The organism is Mesorhizobium sp. M2D.F.Ca.ET.226.01.1.1, from assembly GCF_004022705.2.
GTDB lineage: Bacteria > Pseudomonadota > Alphaproteobacteria > Rhizobiales > Rhizobiaceae > Mesorhizobium.
Map to the genome: position 1 here is coordinate 1 of NZ_RZOY02000012.1, position 14,830 is coordinate 14,830.

Annotated in this window: 12 protein-coding genes and 1 pseudogene; 5 read left to right on the forward strand and 8 right to left on the reverse strand. The window is 55.1% G+C overall.

The genetic code is table 11. The features are described 5' to 3' along the window. Both EN869_RS25225 and EN869_RS25235 read right to left on the reverse strand, forming a co-directional pair. Positions 1-228, reverse strand: a 228-nt coding sequence (locus tag EN869_RS25225; protein ID WP_245512391.1) for a 3-hydroxyacyl-CoA dehydrogenase NAD-binding domain-containing protein, incomplete at its 3' end; no start/stop codon positions are given. A 1,016-nt stretch (positions 229-1,244) separates the two neighbouring features. After that, entirely contained in the window at positions 1,245-1,832 is a 588-nt protein-coding gene (locus EN869_RS25235) for a hypothetical protein (protein WP_348630872.1), read from the reverse strand. Between the two features lie 881 nt (positions 1,833-2,713). On the opposite strand from EN869_RS25235, the pseudogene EN869_RS25240 reads away from it, so the two are divergent. Continuing rightward, positions 2,714-3,676 (forward strand): annotated as a pseudogene (locus EN869_RS25240) (integrase core domain-containing protein); the annotation flags it as partial. Between the two features lie 240 nt (positions 3,677-3,916). On the opposite strand, the gene EN869_RS25245 reads toward EN869_RS25240, so the two are convergent. The 3 genes from EN869_RS25245 to EN869_RS25255 all read right to left on the reverse strand — a co-directional run bounded on the left by EN869_RS25245 (position 3,917) and on the right by EN869_RS25255 (position 6,889). Continuing rightward, a complete protein-coding gene (locus EN869_RS25245; RefSeq protein WP_127229993.1) occupies positions 3,917-4,849 on the reverse strand; it encodes a hypothetical protein in 933 nt (310 codons plus the stop codon). A 76-nt stretch (positions 4,850-4,925) separates the two neighbouring features. Continuing rightward, complete coding sequence (locus tag EN869_RS25250; protein ID WP_127229994.1) at positions 4,926-6,173, reverse strand: MBL fold metallo-hydrolase; 1,248 nt, start codon at positions 6,171-6,173, stop codon at positions 4,926-4,928. Then, a complete protein-coding gene (locus EN869_RS25255; RefSeq protein ID WP_127229995.1) occupies positions 6,170-6,889 on the reverse strand; it encodes a hypothetical protein in 720 nt (239 codons plus the stop codon). The genes EN869_RS25250 and EN869_RS25255 overlap by 4 nt, the downstream gene beginning before the upstream one ends. A gap of 406 nt (positions 6,890-7,295) precedes the next feature. Here EN869_RS25255 and EN869_RS25260 point away from each other — a divergent pair, with 406 nt between their 5' ends. After that, positions 7,296-7,910 (forward strand): hypothetical protein, encoded by a 615-nt coding sequence (locus EN869_RS25260; RefSeq protein WP_127229996.1) that lies wholly within the window; start codon positions 7,296-7,298, stop codon positions 7,908-7,910. Between the two features lie 68 nt (positions 7,911-7,978). After that, on the forward strand, positions 7,979-8,344 hold the full coding sequence (locus tag EN869_RS25265) for a DUF3768 domain-containing protein (RefSeq protein ID WP_127229997.1): 366 nt from the start codon (positions 7,979-7,981) through the stop codon (positions 8,342-8,344). A 26-nt stretch (positions 8,345-8,370) separates the two neighbouring features. On the opposite strand, the gene EN869_RS25270 is transcribed toward EN869_RS25265, so the two are convergent. Further along, positions 8,371-8,634 (reverse strand): helix-turn-helix transcriptional regulator, encoded by a 264-nt coding sequence (locus tag EN869_RS25270; protein ID WP_127229998.1) that lies wholly within the window; start codon positions 8,632-8,634, stop codon positions 8,371-8,373. Positions 8,635-8,798: 164 nt separating this feature from the next. Between EN869_RS25270 and EN869_RS25275 the strand changes: the two genes are divergently transcribed. Both EN869_RS25275 and EN869_RS25280 read left to right on the forward strand, forming a co-directional pair. Further along, positions 8,799-9,155, forward strand: coding sequence for a hypothetical protein (locus tag EN869_RS25275; RefSeq protein WP_127229999.1), 357 nt, complete (start codon positions 8,799-8,801; stop codon positions 9,153-9,155). Continuing rightward, the gene (locus EN869_RS25280; RefSeq protein ID WP_127230000.1) at positions 9,152-10,123 is read left to right on the forward strand and encodes a hypothetical protein; all 972 of its coding nucleotides are present in this window, start codon (positions 9,152-9,154) and stop codon (positions 10,121-10,123) included. Before EN869_RS25275 ends, EN869_RS25280 begins: the two co-directional genes overlap by 4 nt. Positions 10,124-10,234: 111 nt before the next feature. Here the strand turns inward: EN869_RS25280 and EN869_RS25285 are convergent, their stop codons facing one another. Both EN869_RS25285 and EN869_RS25290 read right to left on the reverse strand, forming a co-directional pair. Next, positions 10,235-11,533, reverse strand: coding sequence for a patatin-like phospholipase family protein (locus tag EN869_RS25285; RefSeq protein WP_127230001.1), 1,299 nt, complete (start codon positions 11,531-11,533; stop codon positions 10,235-10,237). Then, positions 11,534-14,767, reverse strand: coding sequence for a hypothetical protein (locus EN869_RS25290; RefSeq protein WP_127230002.1), 3,234 nt, complete (start codon positions 14,765-14,767; stop codon positions 11,534-11,536). It lies immediately after the preceding gene. Between the last annotated feature and the right edge of the window lie 63 nt (positions 14,768-14,830).

Sequence of the window (14,830 nt, forward strand, 5' to 3'; positions counted from 1 at the left end):
ATGCCTGACCGCCGCGGCCGCATCAGTGGTGAAGCGGATACGTCCGGCCGCGTGGTTTTCCTTGACGAGGCTTTCGAGGCCCGGTTCGAAAATCGGGATCAAACCCTGGTTGAGCCGCTCCACCTTCTTCTCGTCGATATCGACGCACACCACCTCGTGGCCAACCTCGGCAAGCACCGCCGCCTGGACGAGACCGACATAGCCAATCCCAAACACCGTCAAATTCATTCAGTTCTATTCCTGTCGATACACGTACAAGGAGCTGCCGACCAGAGCGGCCCGACAGTCCGCCGTTTTGGGGTGGATTGAAGTGAACCATCGGGCCTGACCGACTCGGGCAGAATCGGCTAACCTCGCAATATCAAGACTTGCTAATGTGATCGCCGTGCAAATGGACGATGGCTACGCCAAAGCGATCTCCAATCCGGCATCGATCCACTGCCCTCCAACGGCGGTACGAAGGGGAGCTTAGTGGTCGGCCGGCCGATCGATCAAATGCTTGTGGCTTTCAAAAATTCGCAGCTTCTCAGGGTATCCTAGACGCAATGCTGCATGGCACGCCGGGCATTCAAATATGGCGATGACCTTGAACCACGAGCCCTTCCGAACGATGGGGTGGTGGCACCTTGGGCATTCAAAGCTGAGATTATGGTCGTTAAGGTATTGAGGGATAGGCACTGCCCTGCCTCTCCGTTCTTGTTCGTCGTGGATGCGCATAGGCTGGCGATGAAGTGATCTGGCCAGCCGTCATTAACGAGGTGGCGAGCGAAATGTTTCACGCCATGGACCAATGCGCTTGGGAATGGGACCTCGGTCGGCAACATAAGTTAAAGTCGAGCCAGGGGCAGGTCAGCGATGCGCTCTGATCGTAAGCCATCGTCGCGGAACATTCTTCTCCGCACTCTTCGGGAGACGTTTCTCGGGATCGCGACACCGAGCTAGCCGGCGCGACCGACGAAATGAACCTCCGACGGATCGCCATCGCCTTGGCGGCGACCGAACCGCAGGGGCAGACCTAATGCCGTTCCTGTCACTTTCCGCCTCGCTGGCCGTCGTCGGCGCCTTGGTGCTGCATTAGATTCCGAGCGGTTCATCTCCCCTCCAGGTCGCTCGCCCTTTGTAATCCTCGATTTACGGCCCCATCGCTTTGGTCATTGGCGACGGGCTTCATGCCTTGCGCTTCGGCGCCACACACGGTGCAGTCTGGCGTGATGTTGGCTGATATCTTGACTGCCGGGGCTTACTTACGCTGCGGGTTTCTGCACTCGGTCGAAAGCTCGATTCAAGATTTCCGCTTCGATGCCATTCAACGTCGGATGAGAAAGCGGACGACTTGTGTCGACCTCTATGGGCGCTAGACCGCGCGCTTCTAGCAAGCCGCATACTTGATTAACGGTCTGCGCAGACCGAAGATTCATCTCTAGCCTGGCCGCGAATAAACGCTCGGCAAAGCTTTGACGCTGCTGTCGGTCCCTGAGGCGCTCTATGCGGAGTTCTTCGCTAGCGCTAATTCGAATTACGATGTCGGACTTGGGGATGATCTCTAACGCTCTGGACAGCGACGTTTCATTTGCAGCTCCATTGAAGAGGGCAAGTGTCGACACGATCTGAATGAACGCTTGGTCGAAAATTACAATTTCCTCGCGGCCGATCGACTGGTGCCAGGCCTGAGCGAGGCGGAGGACGTATTGAGTCAATCTAATTCGCCAGATCACATCCTTGGGAGGCAGTGTGCGCACCAAGCGGGCGCTAATTCTGAAGTCCACAGCATTTGCGATAGGCCGGCTCGCCATGCTGATCGGGCCTGCAATCGCACGGGCGACGCGGCTCATGGCGGGTATGATGCCGCCAGGATCCATCATCGATTGATAACTGCCCGGTCGGTAGCTGAGAACAACACTTGCAGGACAACCGTGGCCACGCAACCGGTCACAGAGTGCGTGTGCAATTGTCGTCTTCCCGGAGCCCGCCGGACCTACGAATTCTACAATCATGCAACAGCGACCTCTCGGATCCTGACTGCATCATGCCGAGATGGATGAGGTGCACTTTATCGGTTATCGCTGATGCAATCTCCGTGCGAACGGAGGACGCTATTCATTCTAATGGGTGAAGCACGCTTCCGGCTCCTTGGGCAATTCCGCGCGTCCCGGTTCGATGCAACCGGCTACGAGCTTGGGTCGCATAAATCCTGCTTCGCATGTGGCGGAAGCAAATCATGGCACTTTCGCGCGAACTTTTCGAAAATCCATTGTACAGGATGACGGTTGGCGGTTCAGAAAAGGATCTTTTGCAAAAAAGCGCCCAGGTCTTCATATGCGACGCCTGCAACGCTGAGACCCGGCTCAACTATGGCTGTAAGCTGTCCATTTTCGATGGGTACGGAGATTCTTCGGGACCCAGGCGCAACCGCGAGGCTTGCCGCCGTCAGGAAGTATTCGCGCTGCCGATAGGACCACACCGGTGCTGGCGGCCATGGCTAGGTCGTCTGCGGCGACGTAGAGCGCGACGCTCAATTCCACTCTGGCCGCTCGGCTAGCTTGGAAGGCTGTTGTTGGTTGACGGATGAACCGTGACTTAATGGTCGTATCCTGCCGACCAGCATGAGGACGACGCGAGCGGCAATCGCCCGTCCACGTACTCGGTGGCGGAAAGCACCTTGTAGTGTCCATAGGCGCTGACTAGCGGACCGACCAGGAGCATCAAGGCTGCGCTTGTGCGCCTGAAGCAGGACAAGCCGACTTGGGGTGCGCCGAAGATACGCGAGCGACTGGCCCGGCTCTACCCAGATGTGCACAGGCCTGCGATCAGCACTGTGCATGCGGTGCTCGACCGGCACGGCATGGTCGAGCACCGCAAGCGAAGGCGCAACAAGGCGACGGGGACACCACTTTCCAACAGCTGTCGACCCAATGATCTGTGGTGTGCCGACTATAAGGGCGAGTTCATGCTCACCGATCGGCGCTATTGCTATCCGCTGACGATCACTGACTTCGCCAGCCGCTATCTGATTGCCTGCGAGGCGCTGTCGACCACCAAGGAAGCCTATGCCTTCACCGTGTTCGAGAGCGTTTTCAAGGAGTTCGGCCTGCCCCGCGCCATCAGGACCGACAATGGCGTTCCCTTCGCCAGCCCCAACGCGCTCTTCAACCTCAGCAAGCTGTCGGTCTGGTGGCTGCGCCTGGGCATCGACATCGAGCGCATCAAGCCGGGCTGTCCGCAGCAGAACGGCCGTCACGAACGCATGCACCTCACTTTGAAGAAGGAAGCCACCAAACCGGCAGGCGCCAATTTCCTTCAGCAACAGGCTAGGTTCGATGACTTCATCGACGAGTTCAACTCAGAGCGCCCGCACCAGGCGCTCGGCATGGACTGCCCAGCCGAGCGTTATAATCCCTCACCGCGCCCCTATACCGGTCTGCCCGATCTCGACTATCCGTTTCACGATAAGGCCGTCACCGTCACCACCTGCGGCCGCATCTGCTACAATCGCAAGAAGATCAACCTCAGCCTCGTCTTCGCCGGTCAGACCGTCGGCATCAAACAGGTCGAAGACAATATCTGGCTGGCCAGCTTCAGGGACTATGATCTGGGCTATTTTGATGACGAGACATGCAGGCTCGGACCACTCCACAACCCCTTCGGGCCAAAAGTGCTACCCATGTCTCCGGTATAAACCGTAACCTATGTGTCCAGAATGAACCCAAGAGGGGATGGTGCCCAGAGGCGGAAAAGGCAGAGCGCCGGAAAAACCGAGCAGAATCAATGGCAGGCCAACCCATTTTGGCTGGCCTGTGTAACACCAATGTGGCGCAAAGTCGAATCGATGTCGGGTCGCTCTCAGGTCGCGGAGAGGCGTAAGGTAGTTGTACAAACTGAAGCGAACAGACTTAAGGGGGGCCTGATCTCTCCACCGTTAGGAAAACCGCGTTTGGCGCTTGGCCCGTCCGACAGCCTGGACTCGACTAGGTCCTAGTCCGTCCGCCGACGTTAGTTTAGCCAGATGGGCCTGCCAACCTCTATCGTCGCGCTGAGCCTTGTCAAATCCGAGGATTAGAAGCCGTGGCTTGCAGTCGATTATTGGGTGCGACGACCCCTCCGCAATGCTCGCAACCAATGGATCGATCTGTCTGGTGGGAGCATCACTGCTCACGCGCTGCCGCATGGCGGACAGCCTTACCAATGTCCTTGCAACGTTGACATATCCGGCGGCCAGCGACGCGGAATAGGTAGCTAATGCCTTTTCGTAAGCCGCTATTTGAGAGAGCACAGCAGGCGGAGCGTCGCCTAGCGCCCGCAAGTCTCCATTCGAGAAATCCTTCGCTTCATAAAATGTTACAACTGGACCGTCCGCCGAATTACGGACTACTGCGGCATCCAGCCTATCTTGTCGCCGCTCGGGCGGCGGGGCGAGGATCTTTTCATCATCCTCTTCGTCTGTCTCGACTTCGGCCGGGCGCACAAGCGCAATTTCGGCATCGATCACCTTGGGATCGTTAACCAGCAAGGGATGCAAGCCAGCCTTCTCTGACACTGATAGCTTTTTCGCAGCTGCAATCATCGAGTCGAGCGTTCTGGGGCCTTCGTACGTTCGCCAGAAAAGCTTGTCAGTAGTAAGCTCGAAGCCCGAGTCAGTGAGCGGGATATAGTTTTGCTCTCGCCTAACTAGGTACTTTGCATGTGTGGATAATGATATTGATCTTCTACTCCAATCGACTTTGAAGATCGAAGCGCCGTGATTATAGACATTAATTGAATTGCGTCGTATCGCTATCACAACATCTGGTCGTAGCAATACGTCACGCCACCAATTCCCCGACGATGAACTCGCCAGCTCGTCAAGCGCCATCAGAAATTCTGGGTCGAGGTATCGAAAGGCTGGTGGAGTATCAGACATCTTTCACCTGTTGTGGGGACGTAATGTTTCAGATTTCAACCCAATTCCCGTCTGGCGAGAGCTCGACATTGGCGAACAGCTCGGAGAACTGGCTCGGGAAGAATGTATGAATCGGGACTAGCCTAACTGGATTCACAGCAGCCGCGTACTGTTGCAAGGCGTGAATATCAGCGTGACCAGAAGTGTGAATCGTCTCCAGTGGAATATCGAGGGCCTTGCATTTCTCGGTGAAGGCTACCCCCGGTTCCGAGGTTAGGTAGCCCTCCCACTGAGACCACACAGCTCGAGCTCCTTCGAGGGCTCCGACCTCTTGCAAATCAGTCAGCATCCAAGGACGGACGATCATTACTGACTTGCTGGCTTGACCGGATAATTTCTCAGGGAAGATTCGCCTCCCCTTATAGCTGTCCACCAAGTGCGCGATGCCGTTCCTCACCAGCAGGCGACGCTGAAATTGTGGAATGTAAACTTTCACGTCATCCCAATCGCCTGACGGCTTTGGTATCGAGGCTGTGTCGGTCGCCTTCAGGATTTCAGCTCCGTAGGCGTCAACAAGCAATTGGCGGCCGGAGCGTTTGGCAGCTCGATAGACGCTAACAACCCGATCAATGTTTTGAACTGAGCAGGCTACAACGAGCATCCCCTCGGTGGCCGACAGCACCTCGACTAGACGCTGCTCGATATCGGTCTCAGTCTCAAAGCGCCGTTCTCGTGGCAATCGGCCCAGACTCGACCCCTCCATCAACAGCACGTCCACGGGGGCAGGCGCGTCCGCTAAGAACTTCTGAAACAGAGCTGCCTTTCTGCCATGCGAACGGATATCGCCAGAATAAAGGATGGTCTTGCCGCCAGCGCGGATGAGGAGGCTGTACGCGTCGAATCCTGAGTGGTCCGCCAGATAAGGCGTCACTTCGAATGGCCCTACGTTAAAGGGCACCCGGTCCTGATATGTGACGGCGCGTTCCGGTACATATCCACCGGGAACGAAGGGCCGTGCCGCTGTCATCATCGAAAGAGCCTTACGGCCGAGATATACGTCGATTGGCAAAGGCAGCTTGGGTAGCAATCCCCAATGATCGCGGTGACTATGGCTTAGCAGCACAGCGAGAATTTTCGAATTGGACCTCTCCGACCCTTCGATGGGTGGTAGATCAGCCGTATCGAATTCTTGATCAAGCGGTAGCCCAAGATCTACCAGGATGCGTTCACCGCCGTGTTCAAGCTCGACGCAGCTTCCACCAATCTGATCGCTACCACGATGTATGCAGAACTTCATGCGTCGTAGCCCGGAATGCCGGTCAACAGCGTGAATTTACCCCATCTGAATGCAGGTTTCGCGTCGGAGCTGGAGAAGCTCAACGCTAAGCTATAGAGCGGGTTGTCTGGGACGGTGAATGAGAACACAGCGCGCTCAGATCTCAGTGAAAAATATTCAGAATATTTCGTGTTGCCCTTGGTTCCCTTCAGTATCTTCATTTCAGACAGGCGGACAGTCGTATTGAGAGCAACTGACATGCACAGTTCCGCAACATAGTGTCCCGCTCGTTCGAACTCGAACTTCAGAACCGATCCATTGTATGTGGGGTTCGCGAAAAGAAGTTGGCCAGAATCGATGCCCCCAAACATTCCCGGCGACAACGAAAAATCGTCGGGATCGTAAATGGACAGTCTCGCATTTCCACTGTCAGGTTTGTTGGCGGAAGCTATAGATGTCCGGCCTCCGTCAAGCGGGAATCGGGAGTCAACGAGCTCTCGTAGTTTGTCCAACTCTGAAAAAAGGGATGCCGACAGTGAAGGTAACTCTGACCTGTCGGGCTCTAGAGCGAGCAAGCGCGTCTTCAGCGGATGAATGTTCGTCCGCAAAGTCGCTAAGTAGGAATCGATCTCGCCTGCTGGATCTGAATACATCGGGTTCGCCGGGTCTTGGTGTCGGTGACCGAACCTAAACGGCTTTGTGGATCGCGCAAGACCGCTGCAACTGGATGCTGCCATTTACGGATTCCGATGGCGATGATGAAGGTGATCTCTAATACATCTTCGGAGGCATGGGCGCGCCTGTGTATATGATGATGGCATTCGGCTCACCAGCCGTGGGGGCGCGCACGACCGGGGCGGTAGTTGATAGCTCAACCGGCATTGTTCCCTTAAAGCCAGACGCTCTCAACGGCGCATACAACTCAGCCACTCTACCCGGCTAGCAACAACCTCCGGTTGACTTAGGTATATATTCCTGCTACAATGGTTGTGGCGAGCCGCGTCGGCTGACGCGGTTAGGCCAGCACTTAACAGGAGCTAAAACCATGCCTTTGACAGACCGACCCGACACCTTGTGTGGGCAGCCAGCACAGCACATCGAAGGGGGCCGCAAGGCCCCTTCTTCATTTATGGAGGCAGGCCGATGAATGTCGCCTCCGAAACCACCCCGTCATTGATCGTCTTTGGAAGGGACGAGACCAGCAAGGCCCACGCGTCGGTCTTCCTACTGCCCGACGTCGAGGCGGCTGAAGGTGCAGCGAAGCTGATGGGGATGCATTCGCATCGCCTTGAGCCCGGCGAGGCCACGGATATTGCCATGCGCCTTCCACGCGGCAAGCTCTTCGACAGCGGCAAGGCTTTCGTGCCCTTTTGCAAGGGCGATCTGTACACCCGCATAGCGGCCCTAGGAGGCGTCGCTGACGAGCCGCGCCGGGCTTCGACCGGCACCGATGACCCCGAAACCGCCGAAAACGCTTCAGCGGGCTCGCCTGAGGCCGGAAAAGGCAATTCCGACGACGGGCAAGGGGCAGGGTCGGGCGACGGCGGCTCACCCGATCCGTGGGCCAAGCTAACGGTCGGCGATTTGGTGCTCGCGTCGGAAGGTCCCGACGAAGGCTACTTCGAGGCCCGCATCACAAAGACCAAGGCCAAAGGGATATTTACCTTGAAGTTCAGGGATTACCCAGATGCCCCTTCCATCGATCGCAGCTACTACCAGCTTGGCCTGATCCACCCCCGGCAGCTCGCCAAAAGATAGGCCTGCCCGAGCGGGCCGGGTTCGTCCTGGCCCGCCACCCCTCAGCCATTCCACCAAGGAACCAAATCATGACCTGCTCAACAGAGCGCGTCGAACAGGCCGGTGCGGCCGATCGGAAGACGCGCATTCGAACCCTCAACGACCAGCTGCGACAGACCGGCGTCGGCGGCCGCATGGTTATGACCGCCGGTGTTGCCGCCCTGCCTGCACACGACATCGCCGCCATTCTCCTTGCCATCGCCAACTTCGACGCCTTTGACCAGGACAACGACCCGTGGGGCGAGCACGACTGTGCCCTTCTTCACGTTGGCGAGCGGCAGCTGTTCTTCAAAATAGACTGCTACGACAAATCACTTCGCTGCTTATCGCCGGACCCAGCCGACCCCGCCGTCACGATCCGCGTCATGACCGTCATGCTGCCGGAGGAATATTGATGCCGGGAAGCGCGCCTTTGCCGACATCATTTGCCTGCCTTCCGACCAGCTCTGAGAGATTTTGGACTCTCACTGCCGTCAGGCGGGACGAGCAAAAGCTCGGCCACGTCAACCGACAACGCGGAAGCCAAGCGATCAAGCAGATCGATGGTTGGATTGAATTTGTGGGTCTCTATTTCGCTAATCGTTCCCCGATCAATTCCGGCGTCGAGAGCGAGGGTCTCCTGACTGACCCGCTTCGCGGTTCGAATGCGTCGAAGGTTCCATGCGATGCGGCTGCGTCCATCCATGCGGAAGACGCGACCAACTTGCAGGCAACTAATCTATCGGATATAGCCGACATATTCGGCAATTCAACTGTTCGTCGCGAGAGCGCGTCAAAAGAAATGTCAGGGGAAGCGGTGCCTCTGCTGGAGGTGACTGTTGGGGCGAATATCGGATCTGGGGGTGTGAAATGAAAATCGCAGTTGGAATAATCGGGATTCTGCTTGGCTTGGTCTCGATGCTGCAATCCTGTGCTGTCGCCACAGGTGGGAGCCTCGCATCAAACCATGACCTCGCTGGCGCTGGCTCGGTTGGCGTTTTGGTCGGGTTGCTGTTTTTCGTTGGCGGTGCCTTTGCGTTCGGATTGCCGCTGGTCTCCGCCATCATTTTCGTGGTCGGCAGCCTGTTCGCCTTCATCGCGGCGAGTGCCTTTATCGACATGAAGATTTGGGCCTTCGCTGACCTCATTTTGGCCGCCATGGCTTACTTCGCATGGCGAAGCGCGCGGGCAGGCAAGGTCAAGACCTCTGGTGAGGCTCCGAAATGACAAAGGTGCTTCGGGTTGCCGTCACCTATATCGGGATTGCTCTAATCTCAACCTCGCCTACTTTTGCCGACGTATGCCAGGATATGATCGATGCAAATCGCACCGACGTGTATCGGCAAACGCCCATTTCCAAGCTGGATCCGAATGGGTTCCAGGTTCTAATCTCACAGGCGGATATGTGTGCCCAATCGGCTGACAAAGCCGATCAGGGAGAAGACGTTCGAGCCCTCACAGGGTTCGAGCAAAAGCTGCGGGACATACTAGAGGCCACGGACTACAGGCCGGAACTGCTCGAGTTGATTAAGCGCACTCGAGCTCTGCCAAACGATCCTTCATCGAGCGCGGCCCTGCAACGGATAAAAGTGCGGCTCATCGAAATCCGCAACAACTCGAGCAAGGCCTTCAACTCGAACGAATGGGCAGAATTGGACACGGCCATCGACGATAAGGCTGACGATATCCAATCGGCACAGGCGCAACCGGCAAACCCATCGCCAAATCCACCGGCGCTCCAGAATTTCGCTAACCAAAGTTCCTCTGACCCTCGGATATCAGAGATGACTTGTTCGGTGAGGGGCACCGCCGTTCTTGGTGTGCCGAACATGGGGTCAGAGGACCCCGAGAACGAGGTGGAAGTTGGGCTTACCTCCGCCGGTGACTTCATTGTCGAAGGGAAACAGATTGCTGCGGTCGATGTCGTTCGGAATGGCGGGGCAATCACCTTATCGATGATCTCGGTGGAAGACTATCTGCTCGCCGGTTCCAAGGATGCGACCGGTGCCTCAATGGGCTTGAGCGACGACGAGAACATGCAATTCCAGGCGATGCAAAAGATGTTCTTAGGGGGAGCGCTGCACGGTCGGAAAAGGTTCGCGATCTATGACGTCGCCAACAGCCGACTGGCCTTCGCAGACGCTGACGGGCAGCGATTCAAGAACATAGCCGAAGCGCGCTGTATGGCTAACTGAACTACAGCTGCTCGGAATACTAGCCTGTCGTTGGGCTGCACAAGCCACGGCGGATCGCAAGGATGACCGTCGCCATTGACAAACGATGGCGTCCATTGGATCAGACTGCCCTCATCGGAAATACTCAATAACAGTGCGCCGAGCCACATCCACAGGACTATTCGATTTATATTGCGATGGAGAGAACTCGAATAACGATAAATCGAATGTGAAAAGATCAATACTTTGCTCACGTTCATCTGCACTTAAGAATTGTCCGTCTCTCCCGGGCTCCATCAAAGTCGAAAAGAGGTCGCGAAACAATCCAACCAACGGCAACGTATCACGAGCTGGGTCATCGTAGGCTTCAAAAGACCTAGGTGCTCCTTCAACCAACCGAAGGGCTAACATACCAGGGTTCAACGCTGAGCCTGTCCTCTTCGCCAACGAATGCACTTCATTGTCGAACGCATGCACTGGTATATTATTCAACAATCCTCCATCGAGCCAAAGGCCGCGTAGGGAGCCGAGGATAGGGTCGCTCCATGGAGCATCGACGTATATGGGCTTGAAGACAACGGGAAAACAGGCAGACATTCCAACTGCCTCCACGACTGGAAAGTGGGGTGTCTGGGATGCCGAAAAGATAACACTCTTCTGCTGCGAAATATTGGTCGCGCATACCGCCAGGTCGGTTCCTGTGACCTCTTTTAACATCGCAAAAGTCATCGTAGCAGCGTCCTTAAGTCTCGGATTGCGCTGCCATACCGGCAGCCGCGCCACAAATTGCCTGAATTGCCGTTGCAAATAGGATCTTACTCCCAGGCCAGCGAAGATTCCCCTATCATAAAGAAGGGAATACATATACTCGGGGAAACGGCTCGCAAATTTTCGCAATGGAGGAACGTCAGAAAGCTCTTTCGCTATATCTAGTTGCCCAATTGTGTTGGCGGCAAGGGCGAGTGTGACGCCAGACACTCTGACATCAAGGGACCGAAGCCACGAATAACTGAGCATTTTATTGAATTCGTCCTCATTCCGACGCTTGCTCTGCTGCATCGAGAGAATCAGCTGCGCGACGTCGCGCAATGTGCCCTTAGTACCGGGCGTATCCACTACAGCCGAAAAATTGCGCGGCTGAAGGCCGCGGCCCTTTCCCGGAACTGGCGGGTCGTAGAATGCATCAAAGTCGCTGTTCTTATCGAAGATAGCTTTCAAGTCTTTAGACGAACAGCCGAGCGCTAGGAACATAGCCGTAATTGCACCAGCAGAGGTTCCACTAACTCCCTTAAGCTGACTATTGGGACGTCCAAAAGGCAATACGGCGAGATCCTCCAGTGCTTGAATGGCCCCAAGATACGTGAACCCAAGGCCTCCGCCGCCCTGGAAGCTCAGGAATTTCACATCTGTGGGTTTCTTCAGCTTGGACACCTAAACGGGACCCGGCCATTGCTTAAGGCGTCGCCACTCAGCAGCTAATGTGAAAGCTCGGCGAGTACATGGCCCGGCAACGCCATCAATCTTGAGCGGAGCGCCGAGAGCGTCGGCGACGCCAAGCTGGTTCATCCGCCGCTGGAACGCCTTTACAACCCGCATGCCTTCGGCGCTATGAAGGTAGGTTTTCGGATCTGCCTTTGCAGGAATTCCATATCCCAGCGCAGTCATTTCCGCCATCAATGACGCATCGTCCGGCCACTGGGCGAAATTGTAGGGGACGCCGTTACAAACTTCTGCCGACGGAATATATGGAGTAGTTGCAGGGATAGTTATTTCCCAACTGGGAAGTTGAACGCTTGGGTCGTCAAGGCAAACCAACGGTGTAGGAAGTGAAAGTTGCCACGGGTCACCATCCGGAATGCCATCTTGCAGGTCTGGGCTGCCCGCAGCTTCAATATCTTTTATCTCGTCCACGATGGCAATGTAATCGGGATCTCCTGGAACGGGACAATCCTCACCTTCCCAAATTTCCCCATGTTCTAAGTAGTATTTAATATTATTCTCGAAATATCTCCGCACTGGAATAACCACCCGCGCGTAGCCAGCAGAAAGAAAACGGGAAAAGACAGGATCGGCATCAGCCACCGACAGCCGATCTTCCCAAGTGTCGTGCCTTCCCCAGAAATATGGGTAGAACGTGTAAACCATATTCTGCCACTCGAACGCTTGTTCGAAGAACTTGACAGTTGGGCCCTCCGCGATAGCTTTCGCCGCGTCCAACGTCGGCTCCCCACTGCCGCTCAAGCTTATCGCGCCCATAGAGCCAAAATGCTGATTAGTCAGCAACTCTAAGGCACCTCTTTTGAGTTCATGCTGCTCCGTGTTGCGGTACTCGACGTCCGAACGCATTACTACCTCGCGAGACTTAGACCGTGCCGCAGCGATCTTTTTGTCATAGTCGTCTTTGGCCAGGTTGTATGCATCGATAATCGCATGGTAGGTGGCGAGCTGCCACTTTCCGTAAGCTTCGGACGTTCTATGCAGTACAAGCGTCAATCCGACGGTCCAATCGTTTGTCAAAAATGGATGAACATGAAAGCCAACGGTGCCACGAAGCGCGTTAACTAAATATGGAGATCCGTGGATGTAGTCGTTTTTTGCCGTTCCGAGGTACCAGTAGTTCCCGCCCAATATCACAGACAATTTAGCTCTAGCATCTGACCAAATAAATGACATAGCTGGCCATATATAGATCGCTTCGTAATCCGTGTCTAAAGCGACTGATGGATCTTGCTTCCCTTCCTTTGCTGAACTATCGATCATAGCAGAACCAATCGCCATCGCCGGGGGAGGAGCAGCTACCTGCGCATTGTATCGAGCCGCAATCGTTTGATATGTATACTCCGTGATCTGCGCGGCCGTAAAATTCGGCTGTTCTGGCGCAATGAGATGCGAGTCATCACTTCTTGGGCTCTTGCTTTGGTAGTAGAGATAACCAACAGCAGGTTCCGGTATAAGAAACTCGATCATAAGCCTGGCACCATAGTTGAAAACCTGGTTCCAGTATCGCTTCTCCACATATCTATAAACGCCCACTGTTGATTGGGTGGTTGCGATAAATTTATGTACGTTGTCCTCAGTAACTTCAGTTGTGACGGTTATAGTCTGCTGCCGTCTAGTGCTTCTCTGTACCTTCTCGACTGCCCTAGATATATTCTCTTTCACGGAAGATCGCGCAACCTTCTCCGCGTTTTCAGCCGAGCTATTACTTGTGGCGTTAGCATGCGCGGCGACGGTTATAGCCCCATAGGAAGCGGTAACGTTGACGCCCATGTCAGAGGTGCGGTTTTCCTTTTGAACGTTATCCAGCTCCTGATTCAGCTCGAACCGGTCTGTCGTTTGGAGATCGCGCTCTGTTGACGAGGATTCGTCGACCTCTATCAAAAGTTGTTGTTCTGTTCTGTCGAGGGTATGATGGGTGCGCGACCGCTCTTCACCCTTTAAAACGTTCTCAATATATGCGACTTCACCCAAAACATATTTCTGAAGTTGCTGTCGAACGACCTTCAGGTCGCAGAGGCCTGCCACGCTAACTTGGTTGGGGTTCTTGAAGTCTGGTAGCGTATAGGTTTTATTTATGCCGATAGTAGCAATTATCTTCTCTATGACGCTAATAATATCGGCCAAACTAAAGGCCAAATCGACGGCAGCGGCGCTAATAATCTCCGAAGTGCGCCACACGATGGAGGGGCTCAGGCCGTGAAGGAGATCAGCTTCCAATCTAGATCGGTGTGAGGTCAACAAATTCAACAAATAGATTGGGTCGACATCAGCGATATTTGCGAGGCCGAGTTCAGCGTTGGCAAAATCAGTCAACGCTGGTGGGATGCGCTTTAGTCTGTCGGCGGATAGCTTCAGGACTTGGCGATTGGTGGTGCCAGCGAGCTCTTCGTCGCCAGCAGCCATGACCTCCATTTCACTCTGCTGCACTGAGAGCGGAGTATATTCAAAATCAAAAGAATCGAATGCGTCCCTGATATAGGCACCAAGAGCCGCCGTGTTAAGTACCTTGGCGGTTTTTGACCTAGCGGCCGACGCTGCTAAATCTGCTTCCTTCTTGGCATCCGCCTTTTGCTTTTGCCGGAGATCATTTCTTGCGGCTCGTATGAATTCCGTGAGTTCCCGCGGCATGACAACCTCGGGCCTAATAGCGAGTGACGAAGCTGCGTCGTCTTTGGTTACTGAGGCGGCGTACGTCTTGGCGTGAAGATAGGCGATCGCGCGGACGATCTCCGGTGCCAATTCATCTCCAGAGTTCGATAGAATAATCCTTGCGGAGAGCTGGTCCCAAAGCCAAAGAATAAACTCCTTTGATTTGGCTTCATCATCAAATGGGTTGGGGTCAGCCTGAAGTCTCGAGATGCAATTTGACACGTTGTCGGACGCGGGCAACCCGATGGAGGCCGAGCGGACGTTGCTGAACGCGCTCGGAAATTCGCCTTCCGCCGAAACAATAGGGTTCGCCTTAAGGTAGTTCGTACATTCGGCCTCGAAACTGCTCGAAGGTGCGTTCTTTGACGCCAACGAAGAGAGTTCGGACCAAAGAGCCGTCGCTTCGTTCGGCCTAGTCACCAAGTTCCATTGCCTGGCTTGTGGAGACATCGTCTTTGGCGCGCGAACGACGGCATATTTTGTAAGGATATTTTGCGGAACGGTGGTGGTCGCCATGTCTATCCCCGCGTAGTAAATTAGCGACAAGGTGTATTGTAGCGCAAGTCGGCGAGCGGACGG

Coding starts and splice junctions, on each gene's coding strand:
- EN869_RS25275 (WP_127229999.1), top strand. CDS start 8,799: ATGAAAATCGCAGTTGGAATAATCGGGATTCTGCTTGGCTTGGTCTCG.
- EN869_RS25270 (WP_127229998.1), bottom strand. CDS start 8,634: ATGGATGGACGCAGCCGCATCGCATGGAACCTTCGACGCATTCGAACC.
- EN869_RS25255 (WP_127229995.1), bottom strand. CDS start 6,889: ATGGCAGCATCCAGTTGCAGCGGTCTTGCGCGATCCACAAAGCCGTTT.
- EN869_RS25265 (WP_127229997.1), top strand. CDS start 7,979: ATGACCTGCTCAACAGAGCGCGTCGAACAGGCCGGTGCGGCCGATCGG.
- EN869_RS25245 (WP_127229993.1), bottom strand. CDS start 4,849: ATGGCGCTTGACGAGCTGGCGAGTTCATCGTCGGGGAATTGGTGGCGT.
- EN869_RS25235 (WP_348630872.1), bottom strand. CDS start 1,832: ATGAGCCGCGTCGCCCGTGCGATTGCAGGCCCGATCAGCATGGCGAGC.
- EN869_RS25290 (WP_127230002.1), bottom strand. CDS start 14,767: ATGGCGACCACCACCGTTCCGCAAAATATCCTTACAAAATATGCCGTC.
- EN869_RS25280 (WP_127230000.1), top strand. CDS start 9,152: ATGACAAAGGTGCTTCGGGTTGCCGTCACCTATATCGGGATTGCTCTA.
- EN869_RS25250 (WP_127229994.1), bottom strand. CDS start 6,173: ATGAAGTTCTGCATACATCGTGGTAGCGATCAGATTGGTGGAAGCTGC.
- EN869_RS25260 (WP_127229996.1), top strand. CDS start 7,296: ATGAATGTCGCCTCCGAAACCACCCCGTCATTGATCGTCTTTGGAAGG.